At 49.8% G+C, this 22,544-nt stretch carries 9 protein-coding genes; 7 read left to right on the top strand and 2 right to left on the bottom strand.

The features are described 5' to 3' along the window. Positions 1 to 59 precede the first annotated feature (59 nt). Together L5M38_RS18645 and L5M38_RS18640 are read right to left on the bottom strand one after the other, a co-directional pair. Positions 60 to 605, bottom strand: a complete 546-nt coding sequence (locus L5M38_RS18645; protein ID WP_263179961.1) for a hypothetical protein — start codon at positions 603 to 605, stop codon at positions 60 to 62. Positions 606 to 693: 88 nt separating this feature from the next. Next, complete coding sequence (locus L5M38_RS18640) at positions 694 to 1,563, bottom strand: 4'-phosphopantetheinyl transferase family protein (RefSeq protein WP_317630253.1); 870 nt, start codon at positions 1,561 to 1,563, stop codon at positions 694 to 696. A gap of 647 nt (positions 1,564 to 2,210) precedes the next feature. On the opposite strand from L5M38_RS18640, the gene L5M38_RS18635 reads away from it, so the two are divergent. The 7 genes from L5M38_RS18635 to L5M38_RS18605 form a co-directional block, all read left to right on the top strand. Continuing rightward, on the top strand, positions 2,211 to 3,080 hold the full coding sequence (locus tag L5M38_RS18635) for a transcriptional regulator (RefSeq protein ID WP_263179959.1): 870 nt from the start codon (positions 2,211 to 2,213) through the stop codon (positions 3,078 to 3,080). Then, positions 3,077 to 11,167: a type I polyketide synthase gene (locus tag L5M38_RS18630; protein ID WP_263179958.1), complete on the top strand. Its 8,091-nt coding sequence runs from the start codon at positions 3,077 to 3,079 to the stop codon at positions 11,165 to 11,167. Before L5M38_RS18635 ends, L5M38_RS18630 begins: the two co-directional genes overlap by 4 nt. Next, positions 11,164 to 13,458, top strand: coding sequence for a PfaB family protein (locus L5M38_RS18625; protein WP_263179956.1), 2,295 nt, complete (start codon positions 11,164 to 11,166; stop codon positions 13,456 to 13,458). The genes L5M38_RS18630 and L5M38_RS18625 overlap by 4 nt, the downstream gene beginning before the upstream one ends. Next, positions 13,455 to 19,388: a beta-ketoacyl synthase N-terminal-like domain-containing protein gene (locus L5M38_RS18620; protein WP_411569313.1), complete on the top strand. Its 5,934-nt coding sequence runs from the start codon at positions 13,455 to 13,457 to the stop codon at positions 19,386 to 19,388. Before L5M38_RS18625 ends, L5M38_RS18620 begins: the two co-directional genes overlap by 4 nt. A gap of 110 nt (positions 19,389 to 19,498) precedes the next feature. Further along, positions 19,499 to 21,145 (top strand): eicosapentaenoate synthase subunit PfaD, encoded by a 1,647-nt coding sequence (pfaD, locus tag L5M38_RS18615; protein WP_263179975.1) that lies wholly within the window; start codon positions 19,499 to 19,501, stop codon positions 21,143 to 21,145. 378 nt (positions 21,146 to 21,523) lie between these two features. Continuing rightward, complete coding sequence (locus L5M38_RS18610; RefSeq protein WP_263179955.1) at positions 21,524 to 22,309, top strand: KAP family NTPase; 786 nt, start codon at positions 21,524 to 21,526, stop codon at positions 22,307 to 22,309. Positions 22,310 to 22,358: 49 nt separating this feature from the next. Continuing rightward, a partial coding sequence (locus L5M38_RS18605; protein ID WP_263177942.1) for a helix-turn-helix domain-containing protein occupies positions 22,359 to 22,544 on the top strand: 186 nt, incomplete at its 3' end.

The raw sequence follows: 22,544 nt of genomic DNA, 5'->3' as shown, positions 1-22,544 counted from the left end.
CATTTTCACGACATGTTCTCTCTCGCGCACTCCTTAAAGGCCAGATTAAAGTAAGATAATTAATTCGCAGACTCTGGCGTTGGGACTGAAGTTTTGCACTCAAGCAATAACTGCTGAAAATGCGCGCCTAAGTCTTGCTGGGCAAATTGCTCACTCGCGGTCACCATTTGCTTAAGGCTTTGTAAGGCTTGATCTAAACCTTGTTGCTCGATAAGACTTTTAGCATAAGCCGCCGCATCGGCGCCCTTTTGTAGCAAGCTCGCGACCTGATCAAAACTGATGTCTTGCTCCATTACTTTCTGTAAGTCACCCAGCAGTTCTGCCACTTTAGCCGACTCCACCAGCGAACCTTCAACATTGACTAACTTACCCAACGGATCTTGGCTGAGTTTTCCAGCCACACAGGCCGAAACTGTGCCTGCTGCCGCGCTTTGAGCCACAACATCTAAGCCATTGGCACGAATTTGCTCAACCACTTGCTGCAACTGTGGATCTTGGGCTAACCAAGCCTGCTCCAATTGCTGCTTTTCATCGCCACCAAAATAACCACAACCAGATAGCAACACCATCATAGTGGTAGGTATTAGGCACTTAATCCGTTTCATTGTTAAACCTCATTTATTTCATTCAAATTCAAAATATTATGGGCGTGACTATACCCAGCAATGTTTAACCGAAGATGAATAAGACAAGTTAACCATAATCGGCAAGTAAGGCTTCTATGTTGCTCAGTTGCGACGTTAGCATTATGGAAATCTCGGTGTTACCAGCATGCCCTAAGCTCACGGCAAAACGGTACTCCTCGGTCAAACGCCCAAAATAGGTTTGCCAATACAATGAACTTGCATCAATGGTTTGCAGCGGGATATTAGGATAGACACTCAGCAAAGGCGCCACACCATAGAACGGCATCAACGCTGCATCTTGGCATCTAAGCTCAACCGATCCGGCCACCAATTGCTCTAATGGCTTTAGATCAAAGCCGAAGGATTTAAGCGACTGCGCTAAACCTAGGCCAGTCGCCTTAATATAGGATTCCTTTAACGCCCATAAATCGAAAAAGCGCTGCCGCTGACTCGCTTCATCGACAAGGGTCAACAAAGCCGCAGTTTCTTGGGCGGAAAAATAATGATTTAGGATTGGATAGATATCCGTCTTCGGCCGCGATCTTTCAATATCGACCCCAAATAAACCAGACTCAACACCATGAAACTGAGTCACACCAATCAATAACCAATCGCCGCTATGGCTTAGGTTAAACTCAAGCCCCGTTTGCTGTTGCAATTTTGCCGTTAAACTCGGCTTACCCTTAGCGCCATATTCAAAACACCACTCGTGTGGCGATAAATCCGCATAGCGAGATAACACGGCACGCAACGCAGCCCTGACCTGTAATCCCTTCATTTGCGCCTTGGGATCGCGATAACGCGCGACCTTAGCGAGTTCATCATCACTTAACCAAGACTGAGCGAGTGATGTTTGCGGCAATGAAATATCACTCAGTGGAATAAAAAATAGATCCACATTCACGCCGTTTTTGCTAGATGTTCTGGAGTCGGTCATTTGAGGGCCTTGCAGGACAAAGCCTTGCGGCTGATGGTTATCATTGTCTGGCTTTTTGGAGAGCACTTAGCAACATTCTTATCTCGGTATTGTCTAGGTTCATCGTTATCTGAGTTCATTATGCATCTTAAATAGTTTCAACTAAGCCCTATTTCAATTCTTAGCAGCACTCTAATTAGAGCAATTCTTAGAACGACTCTGAACGCCATCCTAAGCGCAAATTTTTGCTGCAATTGCGCCAAGGTTTTGCGCCCAAATTAACAGGTTTAGCCGCACAGTCTGATTCCTTGCAGAGGAGGCTTAAGCCAATATTGGGCTATTTTACCCCGCGAACTCAAAAAAGCGGTCTTTATCGCCCCTAAAAATTTAATTCTTCCACTATCAAAGTATTAAAAAGCCCAAGCGGTCAGCGAAAACCCAACATAACGCACAGAAAATACCATTACTCAACGAAAGCCAATAAATTCCAGTCCCAGATGATTGTATCGACCCGAAACCTCAGGTAATCTGCATCCCCATTAAGTGACACAGATGATAAGCACAGGTTTTACGATGAGTGTCACTATGTTCTTCAAGAGTGCCACAGCTGACTCAGCCAAAATGGCTTCTCAGTCCCAATAGATTATGTCGGATGATAATTATTATTAATGGCAGCTCGCGACTCTCAATCTAAAGCGCCGTCTTACGCCCCCAAGAGCACGACTCAAGCGGCGAAAAAAGACAGCGCACCTCGGCATCGCAACGCCACCACCACGCCTGAAATGCGACTCTTTATCCAGCAATCGGATCTGAGCGTCAGCCAGCTGGCAAAAATTTTAAATATCACCGAGGCAACGGTGCGTAAATGGCGGAAGCGTGAGTCCATTAGTAACAGTTCGAACACGCCCCATCACCTCAATACCACGCTCACCCCGATGGAAGAATATGTGGTGGTGGGATTACGCTATCAACTCAAACTCACCTTAGATAGATTACTTCAGGTTACCCAAACCTTTATTAATCCCAATGTGTCGCGCTCCGGCCTTGCCCGTTGCTTAAAGCGCTACGGCATATCGCGGCTCGATGAATTTGAAGCACCGCAAGTCCCCGAACGCTATTTTAATCAATTGCCTGTGACGCAAGGCAGCGATATCCAAACCTATACGGTCAATCCAGAAACCTTGGCCAAAGCCCTCGCATTGCCGAGTACCGACGGCAATACTGTGGTGCAAGTAGTGTCACTCACCATACCGCCGCAGCTCACTGAGCAAGCGCCAAGCTCAGTACTATTAGGCGTAGACACAGCAAGTGATTGGATTTACCTCGATATTTATCAAGACAGCAATACCCAAGCGACCAATAGATATATCGCCTATGTCCTCAGACATGGGCCGTTTCATTTACGAAAGTTGCTCGTTCGCAACTATCACACCTTCTTAGCCCGTTTTCCCGGTGCCCATGGCACGCCAAAGACAAGCGCGGCTGGATCCCAAAACAAGGTCACCGTATCCAGGTCGACCCGTGGAGACTCTTTATGAGCCATACCCCTTCTGTACCTAATTCTGCGACTGAGTCAAAAAAAGATAAACGACTCAACAAACGTTTAAAAGATATGCCCGTTGCCATCGTCGGCATGGCCAGCATCTTCGCTAACTCGCGTTATTTAAATAAATTTTGGGATTTGATCAGCGAAAAAATCGATGCCATTACTGACATCCCAGACACCCATTGGCGCGCCGAAGATTACTACGATGCCGACAAAAGCAAAGCCGATAAAAGCTACTGTAAACGCGGTGGTTTTTTACCAGAAGTCGACTTCAATCCTATGGAATTCGGTCTGCCGCCCAATATTCTTGAGCTGACAGATACCTCGCAACTGCTGTCGCTGATTGTCGCCAAAGAAGTGCTTGCCGACGCCAATCTGCCCACCGATTATGATCGCGATCGTATTGGCATCACGCTAGGCGTGGGCGGTGGTCAAAAAATCAGTCAGAGCTTGAACTCGCGCCTGCAATATCCAGTGCTTAAAAAAGTATTCAAAAGCAGCGGCCTGAGCGATGAAGACAGCGAAATGCTGATCAAAAAGTTCCAAGACCAATATATCCACTGGGAAGAAAACTCTTTCCCAGGGTCCTTAGGCAACGTGATTGCAGGCCGTATCGCCAACCGGTTTGATTTTGGCGGCATGAACTGCGTAGTCGATGCAGCCTGTGCGGGCTCGCTTGCCGCTATGCGTATGGCGTTGACTGAACTGACCGAAGGTCGCAGCGACATGATGTTAACCGGCGGTGTCTGTACCGACAACTCGCCGTCCATGTACATGAGCTTCTCAAAAACGCCTGCCTTCACCACCAATGAAACCATTCAACCCTTTGATATCGATTCAAAAGGCATGATGATCGGCGAAGGTATCGGCATGGTCGCGCTTAAACGCCTTGAAGATGCCGAGCGCGATGGCGACCGAATTTATGCCGTCATCAAAGGTGTTGGTGCCTCATCGGACGGTAAGTTTAAGAGTATTTATGCGCCGCGCCCTGAGGGCCAAGCTAAAGCTCTCGAACGCGCTTACGACGATGCAGGTTTTGCCCCGCACAGCATTGGCTTAGTTGAAGCCCATGGCACGGGTACTGCCGCAGGTGATGTGGCTGAATTTAATGGCTTAAAATCAGTATTTGCCCAAGGTAACGACACAAATCAACATATCGCGTTAGGTTCAGTGAAATCCCAAGTGGGCCACACTAAATCCACAGCAGGCACTGCTGGGGTGATCAAAGCCGCGCTAGCGCTGCACCACAAGGTATTGCCTGCGACCATTAACGTTAGCAAGCCTAATCCAAAACTGAATATCGAAAGCTCACCATTCTATTTAAATACCGAAACTCGCCCATGGTTCCAGCGCGCCGATGCAACGCCGCGCCGTGCAGGTGTAAGCTCCTTTGGTTTTGGCGGCACGAACTTCCATCTCGTATTAGAAGAATACAAACCTGAGCACAGCCGCGATGAGCAATATCGTCAGCGCAGTGTGCCGCAGACACTATTGTTTGCCGCAGCCAATAAAGCCGCGCTGCTTAGCGAGTTAAAAGCTGCGCTGAGCCAAAGCGTGAACACAAGCGCAAACGCGAATAAGAGCAGCGCTGCGAGCCTGAACGCTATCGCTCAGCAATATCCGCTGCGCCCGCTGGCAGACACAGATGCCCGTTTAGGTTTTGTGGCTAAGGATATCGCTCAGCTGCAAGCTCAGTTAAATCAAGCCATCTCTCATCTAGAAAGCAGTGCGCATTTAGAAAGCGGGCACCTAGAAACCAATGCAATTGAAGTGTGGCAATTACCTTCCGGTATCAGCTACCGCTCTCATGCCTTAGTGGCCAAGAATGACTCCAATAAAGTGGCCGCCCTGTTTGCCGGTCAAGGTTCACAGTACCTGAACATGGGCCGCGAACTTGCCTGCCATTTCCCGGAAATGCGCCAACAAGTGACGGCCAGCGATAAAGTATTTGCTCACCACGGTCAAACACCGTTATCGAACATCCTCTACCCTATTCCAGCATTCGATGCCGATGCGGTGAAAGCCCAAGAAGCGGCGCTGACCAATACCCTGTTCGCTCAAAGCGCCATAGGCGCGGTTTCAATGGCGCAATATTCGCTATTAACGCAAGCGGGTTTTGCACCCGATATGGTGGCAGGTCACAGCTTTGGTGAACTGTCAGCCCTTTGCGCGGCAGGCGTGATTTCCAATGAAGATTACGTCGAACTGGCCTTCGCCCGTGGGCACGCCATGGCGCAAGTGCCGAGCGATACCGCGAGTAAAGCCGCAGACACTGGAACTCAAACTGACTTAGGGACAATGTTCGCCATCATTCTTAAACAAAAGAATGATATCGATGCGATCAATAGCTGTTTAGCCCAGTTTGATGACGTTAAAATTGCCAACTACAACGCGCCGACGCAATTAGTCATCGCAGGTGGCACAGAGCAAACTCAGCTGGCCGCGAAAGCCATTAGTGAACTGGGCTTTAAAGCGATTGCCCTGCCTGTCTCAGGCGCGTTCCATACCCCATTGGTTGGACACGCACAAAAGCCATTTGCCAAAGCCATTGATAAAGCTAAATTCAGCGCGCCTTCAGTCGCACTTTATGCCAACGGTACGGGTCAATTGCACCCAAGCGATGGCAAAGCCATTAAAGCAGAATTCAAACAACACATGCTGCAATCGGTTCGCTTTAGCGAACAACTGCAGGCCATGTATGACGCTGGCGCCCGTGTGTTTGTTGAGTTTGGCCCTAAGAACATACTGCAAAAGTTAGTTGAAAATACCTTAGGTGAACACTTAAATGAGCTTTGCCTTGTCAGCATGAACCCGAATCCTAAGGGCGACAGTGACAGTCAATTACGCTTAGCCGCAGTGCAATTAGCCGTAGCCGGCGTGGCGTTAACTGAGGTTGACCCCTATCAAGCCGTCACGTCACAAGAAATTGCCGAACGTGAAGCGCCATCAGCGATGAACATCAAACTCACTGCCACTAACCATATTAGTGCTGCAACCAAAGCTAAGATGGCTAAATCCCTCGCCACAGGCAGCGTGACTAGCCAAGTGCAATATGTGGATCGCATCGTTGAAACGGTTGTCGAAAGAGAAGTCGAAAAAATCGTTGAGAAAGAAGTCATCGTCGAAAAAGTTGTTGAAAAAATAATAGAAGTGGAAGCGAATCAAGTGGCAACTGTTGAAATGAAACAAAGATCCCCAAGCGTGACGCAAGGCTTAAGCAATCAGCAGCAAGCGACGGCGCAGTTAAACCCAAGCACACCTAACGTCAGCAGCGATGCATTAACGGCATTTTTCAGCGCACAATCTCAAGCGGCGCAGTTGCATCAACAGTTTTTAGCTATCCCGCAGCAATACGGCGATACCTTCACGACACTGATGACTGAACAAGCCAAGATGGCAAGCCTTGGCATTGCAATCCCAGAAAGCCTGCAACGCTCGATGGAAATGTTCCACCAGCATCAAGCGCAAACCCTGCAAAGCCACGCCGAATTTATGCAACTGCAAAGCAGTAGCAGCCAAGCGGCCTTGGCCATGTTAAACAATGCACCGATTAACTTTACTCCAGCAGTTGCAAGTCAGCCACGAGCAACTGCGCCGGCTCCAGCACCTTTTGCTGCATCGACAGTTGCGCACAATGCCGCACCAGTAGCGGCTCAGGCTGTTGCGACGAGACCAGCAATTAACACACCTGTTGCACCTGTTGTGCAAACCGCGCCTGTTGCTCATGCGCCTGCTGCGACAGTACAAGTTGCGCCAGCAGGTCCTGCATTAGTCATGCCTGCTGTAGTGATGCCAGAAGTGACACCTGTGGCACCAGCAACGAGCGGTTTAAGCACTGCGTTAGTACAACAAACCATGATGGCTGTGGTGGCCGACAAGACAGGCTACCCCACTGAAATGCTGGAACTTGGCATGGATATGGAAGCCGATCTAGGTATCGATTCGATTAAGCGCGTTGAAATTTTAGGCACAGTACAAGACGAACTGCCGGGCTTACCTGAACTCAGCCCAGAAGATCTGGCCGAGTGCCGTACCTTAGGTGAAATCGTTGACTACATGAACAGCAAACTGCCTGCGGCTGGCCAAGTTGTAGTTTCTACAACAGCGCCAACAGCTCCTGCCGCCAACGGTTTAAGCGCTGCGTTAGTACAACAAACCATGATGGCTGTGGTGGCTGACAAGACAGGCTATCCGACTGAAATGCTGGAGCTCAGCATGGATATGGAAGCCGATCTAGGTATCGATTCCATTAAGCGCGTTGAAATTTTAGGTACAGTACAAGACGAACTGCCGGGTTTACCAGAGCTCAGCCCAGAAGATTTGGCTGAGTGCCGTACCTTAGGTGAAATCGTTGACTACATGAACAGCAAACTGCCAGCGGCTGGCCAAGTTGTAGTTTCTACAACAGCGCCAACAGCTCCTACCGCTAATGGTTTAAGCGCTGCACTTGTTCAACAAACCATGATGGCTGTGGTTGCCGACAAGACAGGCTACCCCACTGAAATGCTGGAGCTCAGCATGGATATGGAAGCCGATCTCGGTATCGATTCAATTAAGCGCGTTGAAATCTTAGGTACAGTGCAAGACGAGCTGCCGGGTTTACCTGAGCTCAGCCCAGAAGATTTGGCCGAGTGTCGCACCTTGGGTGAAATCGTTAACTACATGAACAGCAAACTGCCAGCTGTAGGATCAGTTATCGTAGCAACTCATGTGACAACTGCCGCGCCTGCCGCCAGCGGTTTAAGCGCTGCGTTAGTGCAACAAACTATGATGGCAGTGGTGGCCGACAAGACAGGCTACCCCACTGAAATGCTGGAACTCAGCATGGATATGGAAGCCGATCTAGGTATCGATTCTATCAAGCGCGTTGAAATCTTAGGCACAGTGCAAGATGAGCTACCGGGCTTACCTGAGCTGAATCCTGAAGATCTGGCCGAGTGTCGCACCTTAGGCGAAATCGTTGACTACATGAACAGCAAATTGCCAGTAGTTAGCGCGGTAGCAGTTGCACCAGCGGCAAACGTTGAAGCAACGCCAGCACAAGTTCCAGCGAATAACGGTTTAAGCGCTGAAAAAGTCCAACAAACCATGATGTCAGTGGTGGCCGACAAGACAGGCTACCCCACTGAAATGCTAGAACTGAGCATGGATATGGAAGCCGATTTAGGCATAGATTCCATCAAGCGCGTTGAAATCTTAGGCACAGTACAAGACGAACTACCGGGTTTGCCTGAACTCAATCCTGAAGATCTGGCCGAGTGTCGCACCTTAGGTGAAATCGTTAGCTATATGCAAAGCAAGCTAGGCCAAAACGCGGTAAGCCAGAATGCCGCGCCAGTTAGCGCAGTCGTTCAGCCTGAACCTACTATCGATTTACCGCCACACAGTGAGGTAGTGCTAAAAAAGTTGCCAGCGGCGGCTGAGCTAACGCAACTATCGCCACAGCAATCGTCAAAGCAATCAGCGCAAAAAGCTCTGCCACGCGTTTTTGCTAAAGATGCCTGCATTATCATTAGCGATGATGGTCACAATGCTGGCGTACTTGCCGAGAAATTGCATGCTCAAGGTCTAACGGTTGCGGTTGTGCGCTCGCCAGAAAGCCTTGTAGCCAGTGCATCACCGCTCAATAGCCACATTGCCAGCTTCACATTGGCGGCGATTGACGATGCCAGCATCAGCGCAGTGATTAATGAGATCAAAAGCTTAGGTACAGTTGCAGGCTTTATTCATCTGCAACCACAACATAAAACCTCAGCAGATACTAAAGGTTTAGTGTTGTCCAGTGCCGCCAAAGCGTCGGTCGAGCAAGCATTCTTGTTCGCCAAGCACTTACAACCGTTTTTAACAACAGCAGCGACCGCCAATACTGGTAGTAGTTTTATCAGCGTCAGTCGTATCGACGGTGGTTTTGGTTATCTTAACCACAGCCAAATTGCCCGCAGCGAGTTAAACCAAGCAGCATTGGCAGGTCTAACGAAAACCTTGAGTCACGAGTGGCCAAGCGTGCATTGCCGCGCCTTAGATATCGCGCCAGCACTTGATGCCAAGCAACTGGCCAATGCAGTGATCGCTGAGCTCTTTGCAACCGATAACGTATTGGAAGTCGGTGTTAGCCAAGGCGCAGCCCAAGCACTTGAGCGTGTAACCTTAGTTGCTGGCAAGGCTGATACCCGCCACAGCGCGGCAAACTTGACGAGTGCAGATAAAATACTGGTGACCGGCGGCGCAAAAGGCGTGACCTTTGAATGTGCCTTGAGTCTGGCAAAACGCAGCAAGGCGCACTTTATCCTTGCTGGCAGAAGCAGCCAACAAGCCATTCCCGCTTGGGCACAGGGTAAGAATAACAGTGAACTTAAAGCCGCAGCTATTGCCCACATTCAAAGCTTGGGCGAGAAACCCACGCCAAAACAAGTGGATGCCTTAGTATGGCCAGTTCAAAGCAGCCTAGAAATTGCAGCCGCACTGCAAGCCTTTACCGCTGTGGGCGCGAGCGCCGAGTACTTAAGTCTCGATGTTAACAATCCCGATGCGATCGCCAGCACGATAGTGCCGATCACCGAGTTGTCGCCTATTACTGGCATCATCCATGGTGCGGGCGTACTCGCCGATAAACACATCCAAGACAAAACCTTAGATGAGTTAGCACGGGTGTATGGCACTAAGGTCACAGGTATAAGCAATCTACTTGCTGCACTGGATTTAGATAAATTAAAACTGATTGCCCTATTCTCTTCGGCGGCGGGTTTTTACGGCAATACTGGCCAAAGCGATTACGCTATGTCCAACGACATACTCAACAAAGCCGCACTGCAACTGGCGCAGCAACTGCCAAATGCCAAAGTGATGAGCTTCGATTGGGGTCCGTGGGACGGCGGCATGGTGAATCCTGCGCTGAAAAAGATGTTTATCGATCGCGGTGTTTATGTGATCCCGCTAAAGGCAGGCGCTGAGTTATTTGCGAGCCAATTACTGAGCAACACAGGCGCACAATTGCTGGTCGGTACTGATATGCAAGGCACAGTTCCAAGTGACGAGCAATCAACTCAAGGTAGCAATCTAAAAAAGCCTGAAGCGGATCTGACCACTGACGCGTCGGATCCGCATGCTTTGCCTAAAGCTGTAAAACTAAAGCGCACACTGGACCCTAAGGCAATGATCTTTATTGAAGATCACTGCATTAATGGTAATCCCGTATTACCGACTGTGTGCGCGATTCAGTGGATGCGTGAAGCCGCCTTTGATGTGCTCAAGCAGCCTGTCAAAGTGCAAAGCTACAAGCTGTTGAAGGGCATTATTTTCGACACTGCCGTGTTACAAAATGGAGTGTTAGAAAGTGCAGCCCCCATCACGCTGGAACTTGAACTTGCACCGATTGCGTTAACGGATAAAGCCGCGAAAGATACTGACGAGTGCTTGAGTGAACAATTCAGTGCCTTAATCAGCTTTGAAGGTCGTCCGCAATATCAAGCCATCTTAGTGATTGATGACGCGGCGAGTGATTACTTAGCCACTAACAGCAAAGCAACTGCCTTTGACGCGCATAGCTTGGCAGGGCTTTCTGCCATCACAACCGCGAGCAGCCTTTACAGCGACGGCACGCTTTTCCACGGCCCAAGACTGCAAGGTATTGAGTCTGTGGTGAAGTTTGACGATGCGAGCTTAGTCGCCAAGGTAAGCCTTCCCCATGTTGCGTTAGCGGACTGCGGGAGTTTTGTGCCCAATCTGGCCCCTAAAGGCTCACAAGCCTTTGCGGAAGATTTGTTGCTGCAGGCGATGCTGGTATGGGCGAGACTCAAATATGGCGCGGCGAGTTTGCCATCAAGCATTGGTGAGTTTATTTCCCATGCGCCGTTTGCCTTTGGCGATAAAGGGTATCTAGTGCTCGAGGTGGTAAAACACTCTGGCCGTGCCCTTGAAGCCAATATTGCACTGTATCATCAAGATGGCCGCTTAAGCTGCGAGATGAACAACGCCAAAGTCACCATCAGCAAAAACCTTAACGGTGCGTTTTTAGCAAATAAAGTTGCCAATAAAGTTGTTAATAAAAGCATTGAAAGCGTGGAGGCAAAAGTCGAGTGAACTTAGCCCCCCCTTTAGCAACGACCCATAACGGCCAAGCTGAAACGTCGATAGCTGACAAAAGCGCTAAGCCACTGCGTATTGCAGTGTTGCTTGGCGATGCCGTCAACCTTGACTCTCACTCAGCCCAAGTATTAGGGACGTTTACTGAACGTGAAAGAGTTCAGATTTGCGCTGCCGATGCCAACCAATCGACAGCTCATGAACCGTCAGTGCATGAGCAAAAGTCGCTCACTGCGTTGTTAGGCCAAGCAACAACAGCCATTGAGCAAGGCAAGCTCGTTGAACTTAAATTCAATGATGGCAATCTGCCCCAGGCTTTGACTCAGTCCCTGTATTTGCTTGATGGTTTACGCGCCGCCAAACTGCGTCTTCACGCCCACGCGTTTATTGCTGGCTTTGCCGCTGGTAATGAAACTACTGGTGTTGTAAATGCAGGTGTTGCTAATGCAGCGGCGGTTGCTAATGCTGCATTAGCGGCGGCAAAGCGTAATCCAGCTCAAACCGTTCAACATCAGACTGTCGCCAACACTCTCAACGAGGCCTTTGTTGCGCTGCGCCAAGGCGTAACCGCCCTCGCTGCGCGAACACAAGCGCCGCTTAAAGGCACTACTGATATAAAACAGACAAACGACACCAATCATCAAACTGGCTATTGGTTTAGCGACCAACATCAAGCGCGGGTTTTATGTCTAAATCTTGTAGCAAAGAATCTAGCGGCAACAAGATCAAACCCAGCAGATACCTTGCTGGATTCAGGCCAAGATATTTGCCAAAGCCTAGTACTGACCCAAGGCACACAAGTTATCGCGCCCAAAGCTCTTGTTGATGAAAACCGGCTGTTTGTGCCGATAAGTGCTGACAATATTGATTCACTCATCGCGCAAGTATTGCAACTAGTTAACACTCTGGAAAATGGCGTAGGCTTTCACGCAGACTTTCGCGCTGAGCAACTCAAACCTTGGTTTGAACGCTATGATGCCAACGCACCTCTGGCATTAGTCTTGATGGCGGCATCGATTGATGATCTCAAACTTGAAGCTAAGGCCATGCTTACGGCGCTTGAAAATGATGCGGTGCGTCATCACGGTCAACACTTTAAGACGCCAGCGGGTAGCTGCTTTACCGCTAAGCCGCTAGGGGATGCGGGGCTGACCTTTGTATATCCCGGTGTTGGCACAGTTTATGCTAATATGTTCAATAACTTGCATGAGTATTTCCCCGCGCTATATCACCAGCTAGAACGTGAAGGCGACTTAAGCGCCATGCTGCAATCACCGCAGATTTATGCGGCAGATGTAAAAACCGCAGCGGGCATGAGCTTAAGTCAGCAAGCGATTAGTGGCGTGGGCGCCAGCTACCTATTCACTAAACTGTTGACCCAAGTCTTTAATATTAAGCCTAAAATGGCGCTCGGTTACTCTATGGGCGAAGCGGCCATGTGGGCCAGCCTTGATGTGTGGCAAACGCCCCATGCTATGATCAAGGCCACCGAAAATAGCGATATTTTCAACCATGCCATTTCTGGCGAGCTAACCGCAGTACGCCGAGCATGGCAGCTTAAGGATAATGAATCCATAGTGTGGAACAGCTTTGTGGTGCGCGCCGATAGCAACGAAATCAAAGCATTACTGCCAGAGTTTCCTCGCGCTTATTTAGCCATCATTCAAGGTGATACTTGCGTTATTGCCGGCTGCGAAACAAGCTGTAAAGCCCTACTTGCAAAGTTAGGTAAGCGTGGGATTGCCGCCAATCGCGTCACGGCAATGCATACCGCGCCAGCCATGTTAGTCCATGGGCAAGTACAAGATTTCTATACTCAAGCAGTGAAACCTGAGGCACTGAAACCTAAGGCGCTGGAAGCGGCAGCACATGGCTCGTCTATTCGCTTTATCAGTGCTGCGCAAACTGCGCCAGTCACCGTGGATAGCCACAGCATTGGCCGCGCGATTGCCGATACCTTTTGTTCGCCACTCGACTTTAGTGCGCTCATTCAAAATGCCACTGAGCAAGGTGCAAGACTGTTTGTCGAAGTGGGCGCCGATAGGCAAACCAGCACACTTATCGATAAAATCAGCCATGCCCATGCAGGCCAAAGCACGGTGCACGAGGCAACAGTCGCCATTGCTTGCAATGCCAAGGGTGCCGATGCGATTACCAGCTTACTCAAGTGCTTAGCTCAGCTGATAAGCCACAGAGTGCCGCTGTCGCTCGTGCCGCTCATTAAGCCATTAAGTACTAACGCAGCCCCTTTATCATCAGCAGTATCACCACAAGGAGAACCCCAGTGAGTTCTCAGCATTCCCCTACTATTGATAAAACTACCGTTCCTATGATTTTGTCAAAAAGCGCGTCAAAAATTGCGATTGTCGGTCTTGCGACTCAGTATCCTGACGCCGATAATCCCCAAACCTTCTGGCAAAATCTGTTGGATAAAAAAGACTCTCGCACCCAAATCAGTCGCGAAAAGCTCAATGCCAATCCCGCCGATTACCAAGGTGTGCAGGGTCAGTCTGACCGTTTTTACTGTGATAAGGGCGGCTACATCCAGCACTTTGAGTTTGATGCCAAGGGCTATCAACTGCCTGAGTCTGCCTTTGACGGTTTAGATGAAAGCTTTTTATGGGCACTCGATTGCAGTCGTAAAGCCCTTCAAGACGCAGGGATTGCACCAAGCGATGCCGTACTGGCGCGCACAGGTATCGTAATGGGAACCTTGTCGTTCCCCACGGCCCGCTCCAACGAATTATTTTTGCCTCTGTATCATCAAACCGTTGAAAAGGCGCTACAAAACAAACTTAACCAAAGCGCATTTCAGTTGGCTGATTTTGGCAACTCAGTTAACGCTCTCAATGCCAATAACCAAGCATTAAACGTCGCCAATGGCGCGGTTGCCCACACAGCCTCAAAGCTGGTCAGCGATGCGCTCGGTTTGGGTGGCACTCAGTTGAGTCTGGACGCCGCCTGCGCCAGCTCGGTTTATGCACTCAAACTCGCCTGCGATTACCTAACAACTGGCAAGGCCGATATGATGCTTGCGGGCGCAGTATCGGGCGCCGATCCCTTCTTTATCAACATGGGATTCTCGATTTTCCACGCCTACCCAGATCACGGTATTTCGGCGCCCTTTGATAGCAACAGCAAGGGCTTATTCGCCGGAGAAGGCGCTGGGGTTTTAGTCTTAAAACGCTTAGAAGATGCCGAGCGCGATGGCGATAACATCTACGCCGTCGTCAGCGGCATTGGTTTGTCGAACGACGGTAAAGGCCAGTTTGTATTAAGCCCCAACAGCAAGGGCCAAGTGCAAGCTTTCGAGCGCGCCTATAGCGCGGCAAACACTCAGCCTGCCAATATCGAAGTGATTGAATGCCACGCCACCGGCACGCCGCTCGGTGATAAGGTCGAACTCGCCTCGATGGAGCGCTTCTTCGAGGACAAACTCGCGGGCTCTGCGGTGCCGCTGATCGGTTCGGCAAAATCCAACTTAGGCCATTTACTCACAGCCGCGGGCATGCCGGGGATCATGAAGATGATTTTTGCCATGCGCTCGGGTCGACTGCCGCCAAGTATTAACTTATCAGCGCCGATATCCTCGCCTAAGGGCTTATTTAGCGCTAAAAATCTGCCAACAGAATTGCATGCTTGGCCAGATAAAGCCGGCAATGACCGCCGCCACGCGGGTGTTTCCGTGTTCGGTTTTGGCGGCTGTAACGCGCATTTATTGCTGGAATCCTATGTTGCCAATACAAACAAGAAGAATGAACAAGCCGCAGCCGCAGTAAGTTACCAGCACACGCCATTAAATATCATTGGCTTAGCATCGCACTTTGGGCCTTTAACCTCCATTAATGCACTGGATAACACGATTCATGCTCGGCAACATGCCTTTATCCCGCTGCCCGCTAAACGCTGGAAAGGCTTAGATAAACACCCTGAGATCTTAGCTAACTTTGGTTTGCCTGCTGTACCGCAAGGCGCGTATATCGACCAGTTCGATTTTGACTTCCTGCGCTTTAAAGTGCCGCCCAATGAGGATGATCGCCTGATCTCCCAGCAACTGCTGCTGATCAAAGTGGCCGATGAAGCGATCCGTGATGCCAACTTAAAACCCGGTGGCAAGGTTGCTGTATTAGTAGCGATGGAAACCGAACTGGAATTACACCAGTTCCGTGGCCGCGTAAATCTGCACACTCAACTGGCAGACAGTCTTAAAAAACAAGGGATAACACTCACACAAGCCGAGTATCTCGCCCTTGAAAAGATCGCCATGGACAGTGTGCTCGATGCCGCCAAACTGAACCAATACACCAGTTTTATTGGCAACATCATGGCGTCACGTATCGCATCCCTTTGGGACTTTAACGGCCCTGCCTTTACCATTTCGGCGGCGGAGCAATCGGTCGCCCGCTGTATCGATGTGGCCGAAAATCTGTTGTCCCAAGAATCCTTAGATGCCGTAGTGATCGCCGCAGTCGATTTAAGTGGCAGTTTAGAGCAAGTGATCCTTAAAAACGCCGTATCGCCAGTGGCATTTACTGCCACTGACACAGGCTGGAAAGTCGGTGAAGGTGCTGGCGCGTTAGTGCTCACAACAGCGCAATCAAGTGCAGCCCAGCCAAGTAATGCCGCTGACAATGCTAATGCCAATAGCAGCTATGGCGACAGTTATGGTCACATCAGCGGCCAAGTATTTGGCGCGATTTGTGACATACAAGGTAATAGCAACACTGCGCGTATTTGCGATGACTTGCTAACCCAAGCCAAGGTGAATAGCAGCCAGATTAACTTGATTGAAACCAGTATTGCGGTTGAGCAACTTGCCGATTCAGAGCTGGTACTCAATACGCTGCTGCAGAGTGTGAACCAGCGCAGCCAAGCCGCTGATACCCTAGGCCACAACTTTGCCGCTGCGGGTATGGCGAGTATTTTGAGCGCGCTGTTGCAGCTTAAAAATCAAGTGCAACTTAACAAGCATTCTTCTCAAGCTCAGCAGCACGCGCTCGTTGCCACGTTTAGCCAAGGTAAATGCTCGCAGTTACTGCTCAGCCAAAGTGCCACGCAAGCATACAATTTGCAGCAAAGGCTTGAACAAGATTTAACGCTTTCTGAGCAAAAACACTTAATAAAACAAGTAACGCTCGGTGGCCGCGATATCTATCAGCATATCCTAGATACCCCGCTCGCAGGCCTTGATGCTATACAACAAAAAGCCCAAGCCATGACAGCACTGCCAGCGCGCAGCCAACGCAAACATTTGGCCCAAATAGCGAGCAAAGACACGAATAGCTTTGCAACAAGCAGCCCAACCACGGCTCAACAAAAAGAGACATTAAGCAGCATGCCAATTAATGCCCTAAGCACCAATAAAAACGCCACTCAAGCAGAGCTAAAAGACGCGGCATTTTTAAGCAATCAGCAACTCGCCCGTGAAGCCCATTTAGCCTTTTTACAAAGCCGTGCTGAAGGCTTGAAACTAGCCGATGCCTTGATGAAAGCCCAGCTTGCCAGCGAGTTAGCCATCAATGGCCAAGCTGCGCCAGTACAACAGCAAGCCATTGTTCAGGCATCTGCGACAGCGGTTCTTCCACATCCAGTGCATTATCCCAATCATGCAAAAGTGCCTGAGTACACGCCGCCAACACCGATAAGCAAGCCTTGCATTTGGGATTATGCGGATTTAGTCGAGTACGCCGAAGGTGATATTGCTAAAGTATTTGGCCCAGATTACGCCATTATCGACAGCTATTCGCGTCGTGTACGCCTGCCAACGACTGACTATTTGCTGGTATCTCGGGTAACGAAATTAAACGCCCAGATGAACCAATATCAGCCTTGCACTATGACCACGGAATACGACATTCCTGTGGACGCGCCGTATTTGGTCGATGGCCAAATCCCTTGGGCCGTGGCGGTCGAATCGGGTCAATGCGACTTGATGCTGATCAGCTACTTAGGTATCGATTTTGAAAATAAAGGCGAGCGCGTGTATCGCCTGCTCGATTGCACCCTGACCTTCCTTGGCGACTTACCGCGCGGTGGCGACACCCTGCGCTACGACATTTCCATCAATCACTTTGCCCGCAATGGCGATACCTTGTTGTTCTTCTTCTCCTACGAATGTTTCGTGGGCGACAAGCTGATCCTGAAAATGGATGGCGGCTGTGCCGGCTTCTTCACCGATAAAGAACTGGCCGACGGCAAAGGCGTTATTCACACCGAAGCCGAAATCAAAGCGCGCAACCTTGCCTTGAACAATCCGAATAAGCCGCGCTTTAATCCGTTACTGAACTGCGCGCAAAACCAATTTGATTACAGCCAAATCCATAAACTGCTCGGCGCGGATATCGGTGGCTGTTTTGGCGGTGCCCATGCGGCGCATCAAGCCCAATATGGTTTGCAGCCCTCTTTATGTTTTGCATCTGAAAAATTCCTGATGATTGAACAGGTCAGCAATCTTGAGGTGCATGGCGGCGCGTGGGGCTTAGGTTCAGTTCAAGGCCATAAGCAGCTCGAAGCCGATCATTGGTATTTCCCATGTCATTTCAAGGGCGACCAAGTGATGGCGGGCTCGTTAATGGCCGAAGGCTGTGGTCAATTACTGCAATTCTTTATGCTGCACATTGGAATGCACCTCGGTGTTAAAGATGGTCGTTTCCAACCGCTCGAAAATGCGTCACAAAAAGTACGCTGTCGCGGTCAAGTCTTGCCGCAATCTGGCCTGCTCACCTATCGCATGGAAATCACCGAAATCGGTATGAGCCCGCGCCCGTATGCTAAGGCGAATATCGATATTTTGCTCAATGGCAAAGTGGTCGTGGACTTCCAAAACCTTGGGGTGATGATCAAAGAAGAAGCCGAATGCACCCGTTACCTCGCGGATAATGCCAACAGCACAGTTAACCATGTAGCTAAAAATGCTGCTTCGGCTGCGCCGCTGGTTTCAACAGCACCCGTATCGTTCGCCGCGCCGTTGATGGCGCAGTTGGCTGATTTAACTGCACCAACCAATAAAGGCGTAGTGCCTCTGCAACATGTACCTGCACCGATTGCGCCAGCGGATTCAAAGTATGCTAACCGCGTGCCCGATACCCTGCCGTTCACGCCGTACCACATGTTCGAATTTGCCACTGGCGACATCGAAAACTGCTTCGGCCCCGATTTCAGTATCTATCGCGGCCTAATTCCACCGCGCACGCCTTGCGGTGATTTGCAGCTCACGACTCGCGTCATTGCGATTGACGGCAAACGCGGCGAGCTGAAAAAGCCCTCTTCGTGTATCGCTGAATACGAAGTGCCCGCAAACGCTTGGTATTATGACAAAAACAGCCATCACGCCGTGATGCCCTATTCAGTGCTAATGGAAATATCACTGCAGCCAAACGGCTTTATCTCAGGCTATATGGGCACTACCTTGGGCTTCCCCGGCCAAGAGCTGTTTTTCCGCAACTTAGACGGTAGCGGTAAGCTGCTGCGCCATGTGGATTTACGCGGCAAAACCATAGTGAACGACTCACGTCTGTTATCGACTGTGATTGCCGGCAGCAACATCATTCAGAATTTCAGCTTCGAGTTAAGCTGCGATGGCGAGCCTTTCTACCAAGGTAAAGCGGTATTTGGTTACTTCAAGGGCGATGCGCTGAAAAACCAACTTGGCATAGACAACGGCAAGATCACTCAGCCTTGGCATGTGCAAAATGGCATAGTAGCCGATAGCCAAATCAATCTGTTAGATAAACAACATCGCAGCTTTAATGCACCAAAAGGTCAACCACATTACCGTTTAGCGGGCGGTCAACTTAACTTTATCGACAAGGCTGAAATCGTGAAAGCCGGCGGTAAGGCGGGCCTTGGCTATTTATACGCCGAGCGCACGATTGACCCGAGTGATTGGTTCTTCCAATTCCATTTCCATCAAGATCCTGTGATGCCAGGCTCATTAGGGGTTGAAGCCATTATCGAGCTGATGCAAACCTATGCGATTAACCAAGACCTTGGTGCGGGTTTTAAGAGTCCTAAATTTGGGCAGATTTTATCGGATATCAAATGGAAATATCGCGGTCAAATTAACCCATTAAACAAGCAGATGTCGCTAGATGTACACATTACCAGCGTGACAGACGACAATGGCAAACGCATCATTATGGGCGATGCCAACTTGAGTAAAGATGGCCTGCGGATTTATGAAGTTAAAGATATCGCCATCTGTATTGAAGAAGCCTAATGAGTTTACGCTATTAGAAAGACGCTAATCTCGAATAACAAATAACAAATAGTTGCGCCGCCTTGGCTATCCACATCGCACAGGGCGGCACTGATAACATGAGAACACCTATGACTAGCCATACTCTAGATCAATTCAATAGCAATAACGAAAAACTCAGCCCTTGGCCGTGGCAAGTCAACGATGCAGAGCTGTGCTTTGATATCGACGCATTAGGCAAAAAACTCAAAGATTTAAGCCAAGCCTGTTACTTAGTGAATCACAGTGAAAAAGGCTTAGGCATAGCGCAAACGGCAGAAGTGACCACCAGTGACAGCCAAGCGCCATTGGGCTCACACCCTGTCAGCGCCTTTGCCCCTGCCCTTGGCACCCAAAGTTTAGGCGACAGTAATTTTCGCCGCGTACACGGGGTTAAATACGCTTACTACGCTGGCGCTATGGCTAACGGTATTGCCTCAGAAGAACTGGTTATCGCGCTGGGCCAAGCGGGCATTTTGTGCTCATTTGGCGCGGCGGGGTTAATTCCATCCCGCGTTGAAGCGGCCATTACCCGCATTCAAGCGGCGCTGCCTAATGGTCCTTACGCTTTTAACTTAATTCACAGCCCAAGTGAGCCCGCATTAGAGCGCGGCAGCGTTGAGCTGTTTTTAAAACATAAAGTGCGCACGGTCGAAGCCTCGGCATTTTTAGGCTTAACGCCGCAAATCGTCTATTACCGCGCAGCGGGTTTGAGCCGCGACGAACATGGCGAGATAGTCATTGGCAACAAAGTCATAGCCAAAATCAGCCGCACCGAAGTCGCGACTAAGTTTATGGAGCCGGCGCCGGCCAAAATCCTCCAGCAATTAGTGAGTGACGGCCTTATCAGCCAAGACCAAATGGCGATGGCATTACTGGTGCCCATGGCAGACGACATCACAGCCGAAGCCGACTCCGGCGGCCATACCGACAATCGTCCACTCGTCACGCTATTGCCGACGATTTTGGCGCTTAAAGATGAAATCCAAGCTAAGTATCAATACAAAACGCCTATCCGCGTGGGTGCTGGCGGCGGCGTCGGTACACCCGATGCAGCATTAGCCACCTTCAACATGGGCGCGGCCTTTATCGTCACAGGTTCAATCAACCAAGCGTGTGTCGAAGCGGGCGCGAGTGAACACACACGTAAGTTACTCGCCACCACAGAAATGGCCGATGTGACTATGGCGCCTGCCGCCGATATGTTCGAAATGGGCGTGAAATTACAAGTGGTTAAGCGCGGTACTCTATTCCCGATGCGCGCCAATAAGCTGTATGAAATCTACACCCGTTACGATTCGATTGATGCCATCCCTGCGGACGAGCGTAAAAAACTCGAAGAGCAAGTGTTCCGCTCATCACTCGATGACATTTGGGCTGGCACAGTCGCCCACTTTAACGAGCGCGATCCTAAACAAATCGAGCGCGCACTGGATAACCCCAAACGTAAGATGGCGCTGATTTTCCGCTGGTATTTGGGTCTGTCTAGCCGCTGGTCAAACACAGGTGAAGTCGGCCGCGAAATGGATTACCAAATCTGGGCAGGCCCAGCACTGGGTGCATTTAATGCTTGGGCCAAAGGCAGTTATTTAGATGACTATAAGGCCCGTAATGCGGTGGATTTAGCCAAACATTTAATGGTGGGCGCAGCATATCAATCCCGCATTAACCTGCTGTTATCCCAAGGCGCGAGCATTCCAGTTAGCCTGCAACGCTGGAAACCATTAAATCGTTTTTAGCCCCTACTGGACAATAGATACATCAAGTAGGGACTCAACTCCCTGCTTGATGCAGTTTTCTTCTCTACCTCGTTAAATCGAAGCGCCTACGTTATTGCCAATCTAATCCCTTGAGTTATAGGCTTTGTTTGTGCCAATGCCGCTAAGCACTGTCGCTCTAGTGGCACGCCGTAAACCCATCCCTGGGGGCTCAACGGAAAAGTCCCTTTTTCCGATGGCCACTGCCGCGACAATGCTCGCCTGCAACTTATGGCATTCACTGTGACCATCCGCATACGGTCAAGCCTGACTAACAAGCCAATAGAATCTAAAGGGAAAACACCGTAAGATACCGATTCGTTAATCGAATTGTATGTACTGCTAGGATATGGATACCGCATGGCTCATCAAAGCTTAAACGACTTGCCCGTCTTAACCGACGACTTCGGCCTTTACACTACTTTTGTAGAAGGTATCGCTGAAGAGATACGTCAGAGTAAGGCACCTAAAACCATCGCTATCACAGGGTATTGGGGCAGCGGCAAGACCAGCGTTTTAGCGCAGTTATACGCACAGTTATTCGGTGAGAACCCACCTTCGATAAAGGGTGAAGCGGTTCCTACCTCTAACGATGCTACCCCGCATTACCATGGCGTATGGTTCGAAGCATGGCGCTATCAACATGAGCCCCAGCCCATTATCGCCCTTATGCATACTATGCGTCAGTCCTTTAGCCAAAAAAGGCAACTATTTGACAAGGTTGGAAAAATTGCAAACGTCAGCATGGTCGCAGGCCTTAGCGTGTTTGATGGCGTGATCAAGACTCTCAGTGTAGGAATGGTTTCTGGACTAGATAAGATCCCATCCATCGGCGAAAAGTACGAAAGAGACAATTTACTCAGCCAACTCTCGACCGATCAGATCAACAATGCCCTCCGCACCGCCATAGACCACTTACTGACAGACAAAGTTGAGATAGGTGACACAGATAGAAAATGTATTATTTTTATCGATGATCTTGATCGCTGTGATGCGGCAACAGCCAAAAAACTGTTGGAGGGAATTAAGGTTCATCTCAACTTAGAAAACTGTATTTTCATTATTGCCATCGACCCTGCACAGTTGGAAGCCAGCTTTAAGCTCGAACACGCGCAACTACGAAATACGGGCAATATATACCCGTGATCAATGAAGATGCTTGATTTTCAGTGAAATGAGGATCAAGCTAACGATTATGAAACTACTCCTTACTCCTGAACAAAAACAAGTCCTAGAGACCCAGCATGCTCAAACGCGTGACGGGCGTATTCGTGACCGCATCAAAGCAGTACTGCTTGCATCCGAAGGCTGGACCCCGGCAATGATTTCTCAAGCATTACGCATTCATGAAAGCACTGTACGTAATCACCTTGCCGATTAC

It is taken from the genome of Shewanella sp. SM101, from assembly GCF_025654465.1.
In the GTDB taxonomy this organism is placed as follows: domain Bacteria; phylum Pseudomonadota; class Gammaproteobacteria; order Enterobacterales; family Shewanellaceae; genus Shewanella; species Shewanella oncorhynchi.
The sequence above is the reverse complement of the archived record's forward strand: the minus strand, read 5'-3'. Positions and strand labels throughout refer to the sequence as shown.

What these genes read in the sequence shown, in the direction of transcription:
- pfaD (WP_263179975.1), top strand. Translation starts at nt 19,499, where the DNA reads ATGACTAGCCATACTCTAGATCAATTCAATAGCAATAACGAAAAACTC.
- L5M38_RS18610 (WP_263179955.1), top strand. Translation starts at nt 21,524, where the DNA reads ATGGCTCATCAAAGCTTAAACGACTTGCCCGTCTTAACCGACGACTTC.
- L5M38_RS18630 (WP_263179958.1), top strand. Translation starts at nt 3,077, where the DNA reads ATGAGCCATACCCCTTCTGTACCTAATTCTGCGACTGAGTCAAAAAAA.
- L5M38_RS18640 (WP_317630253.1), bottom strand. Translation starts at nt 1,563, where the DNA reads ATGACCGACTCCAGAACATCTAGCAAAAACGGCGTGAATGTGGATCTA.
- L5M38_RS18635 (WP_263179959.1), top strand. Translation starts at nt 2,211, where the DNA reads ATGGCAGCTCGCGACTCTCAATCTAAAGCGCCGTCTTACGCCCCCAAG.
- L5M38_RS18645 (WP_263179961.1), bottom strand. Translation starts at nt 605, where the DNA reads ATGAAACGGATTAAGTGCCTAATACCTACCACTATGATGGTGTTGCTA.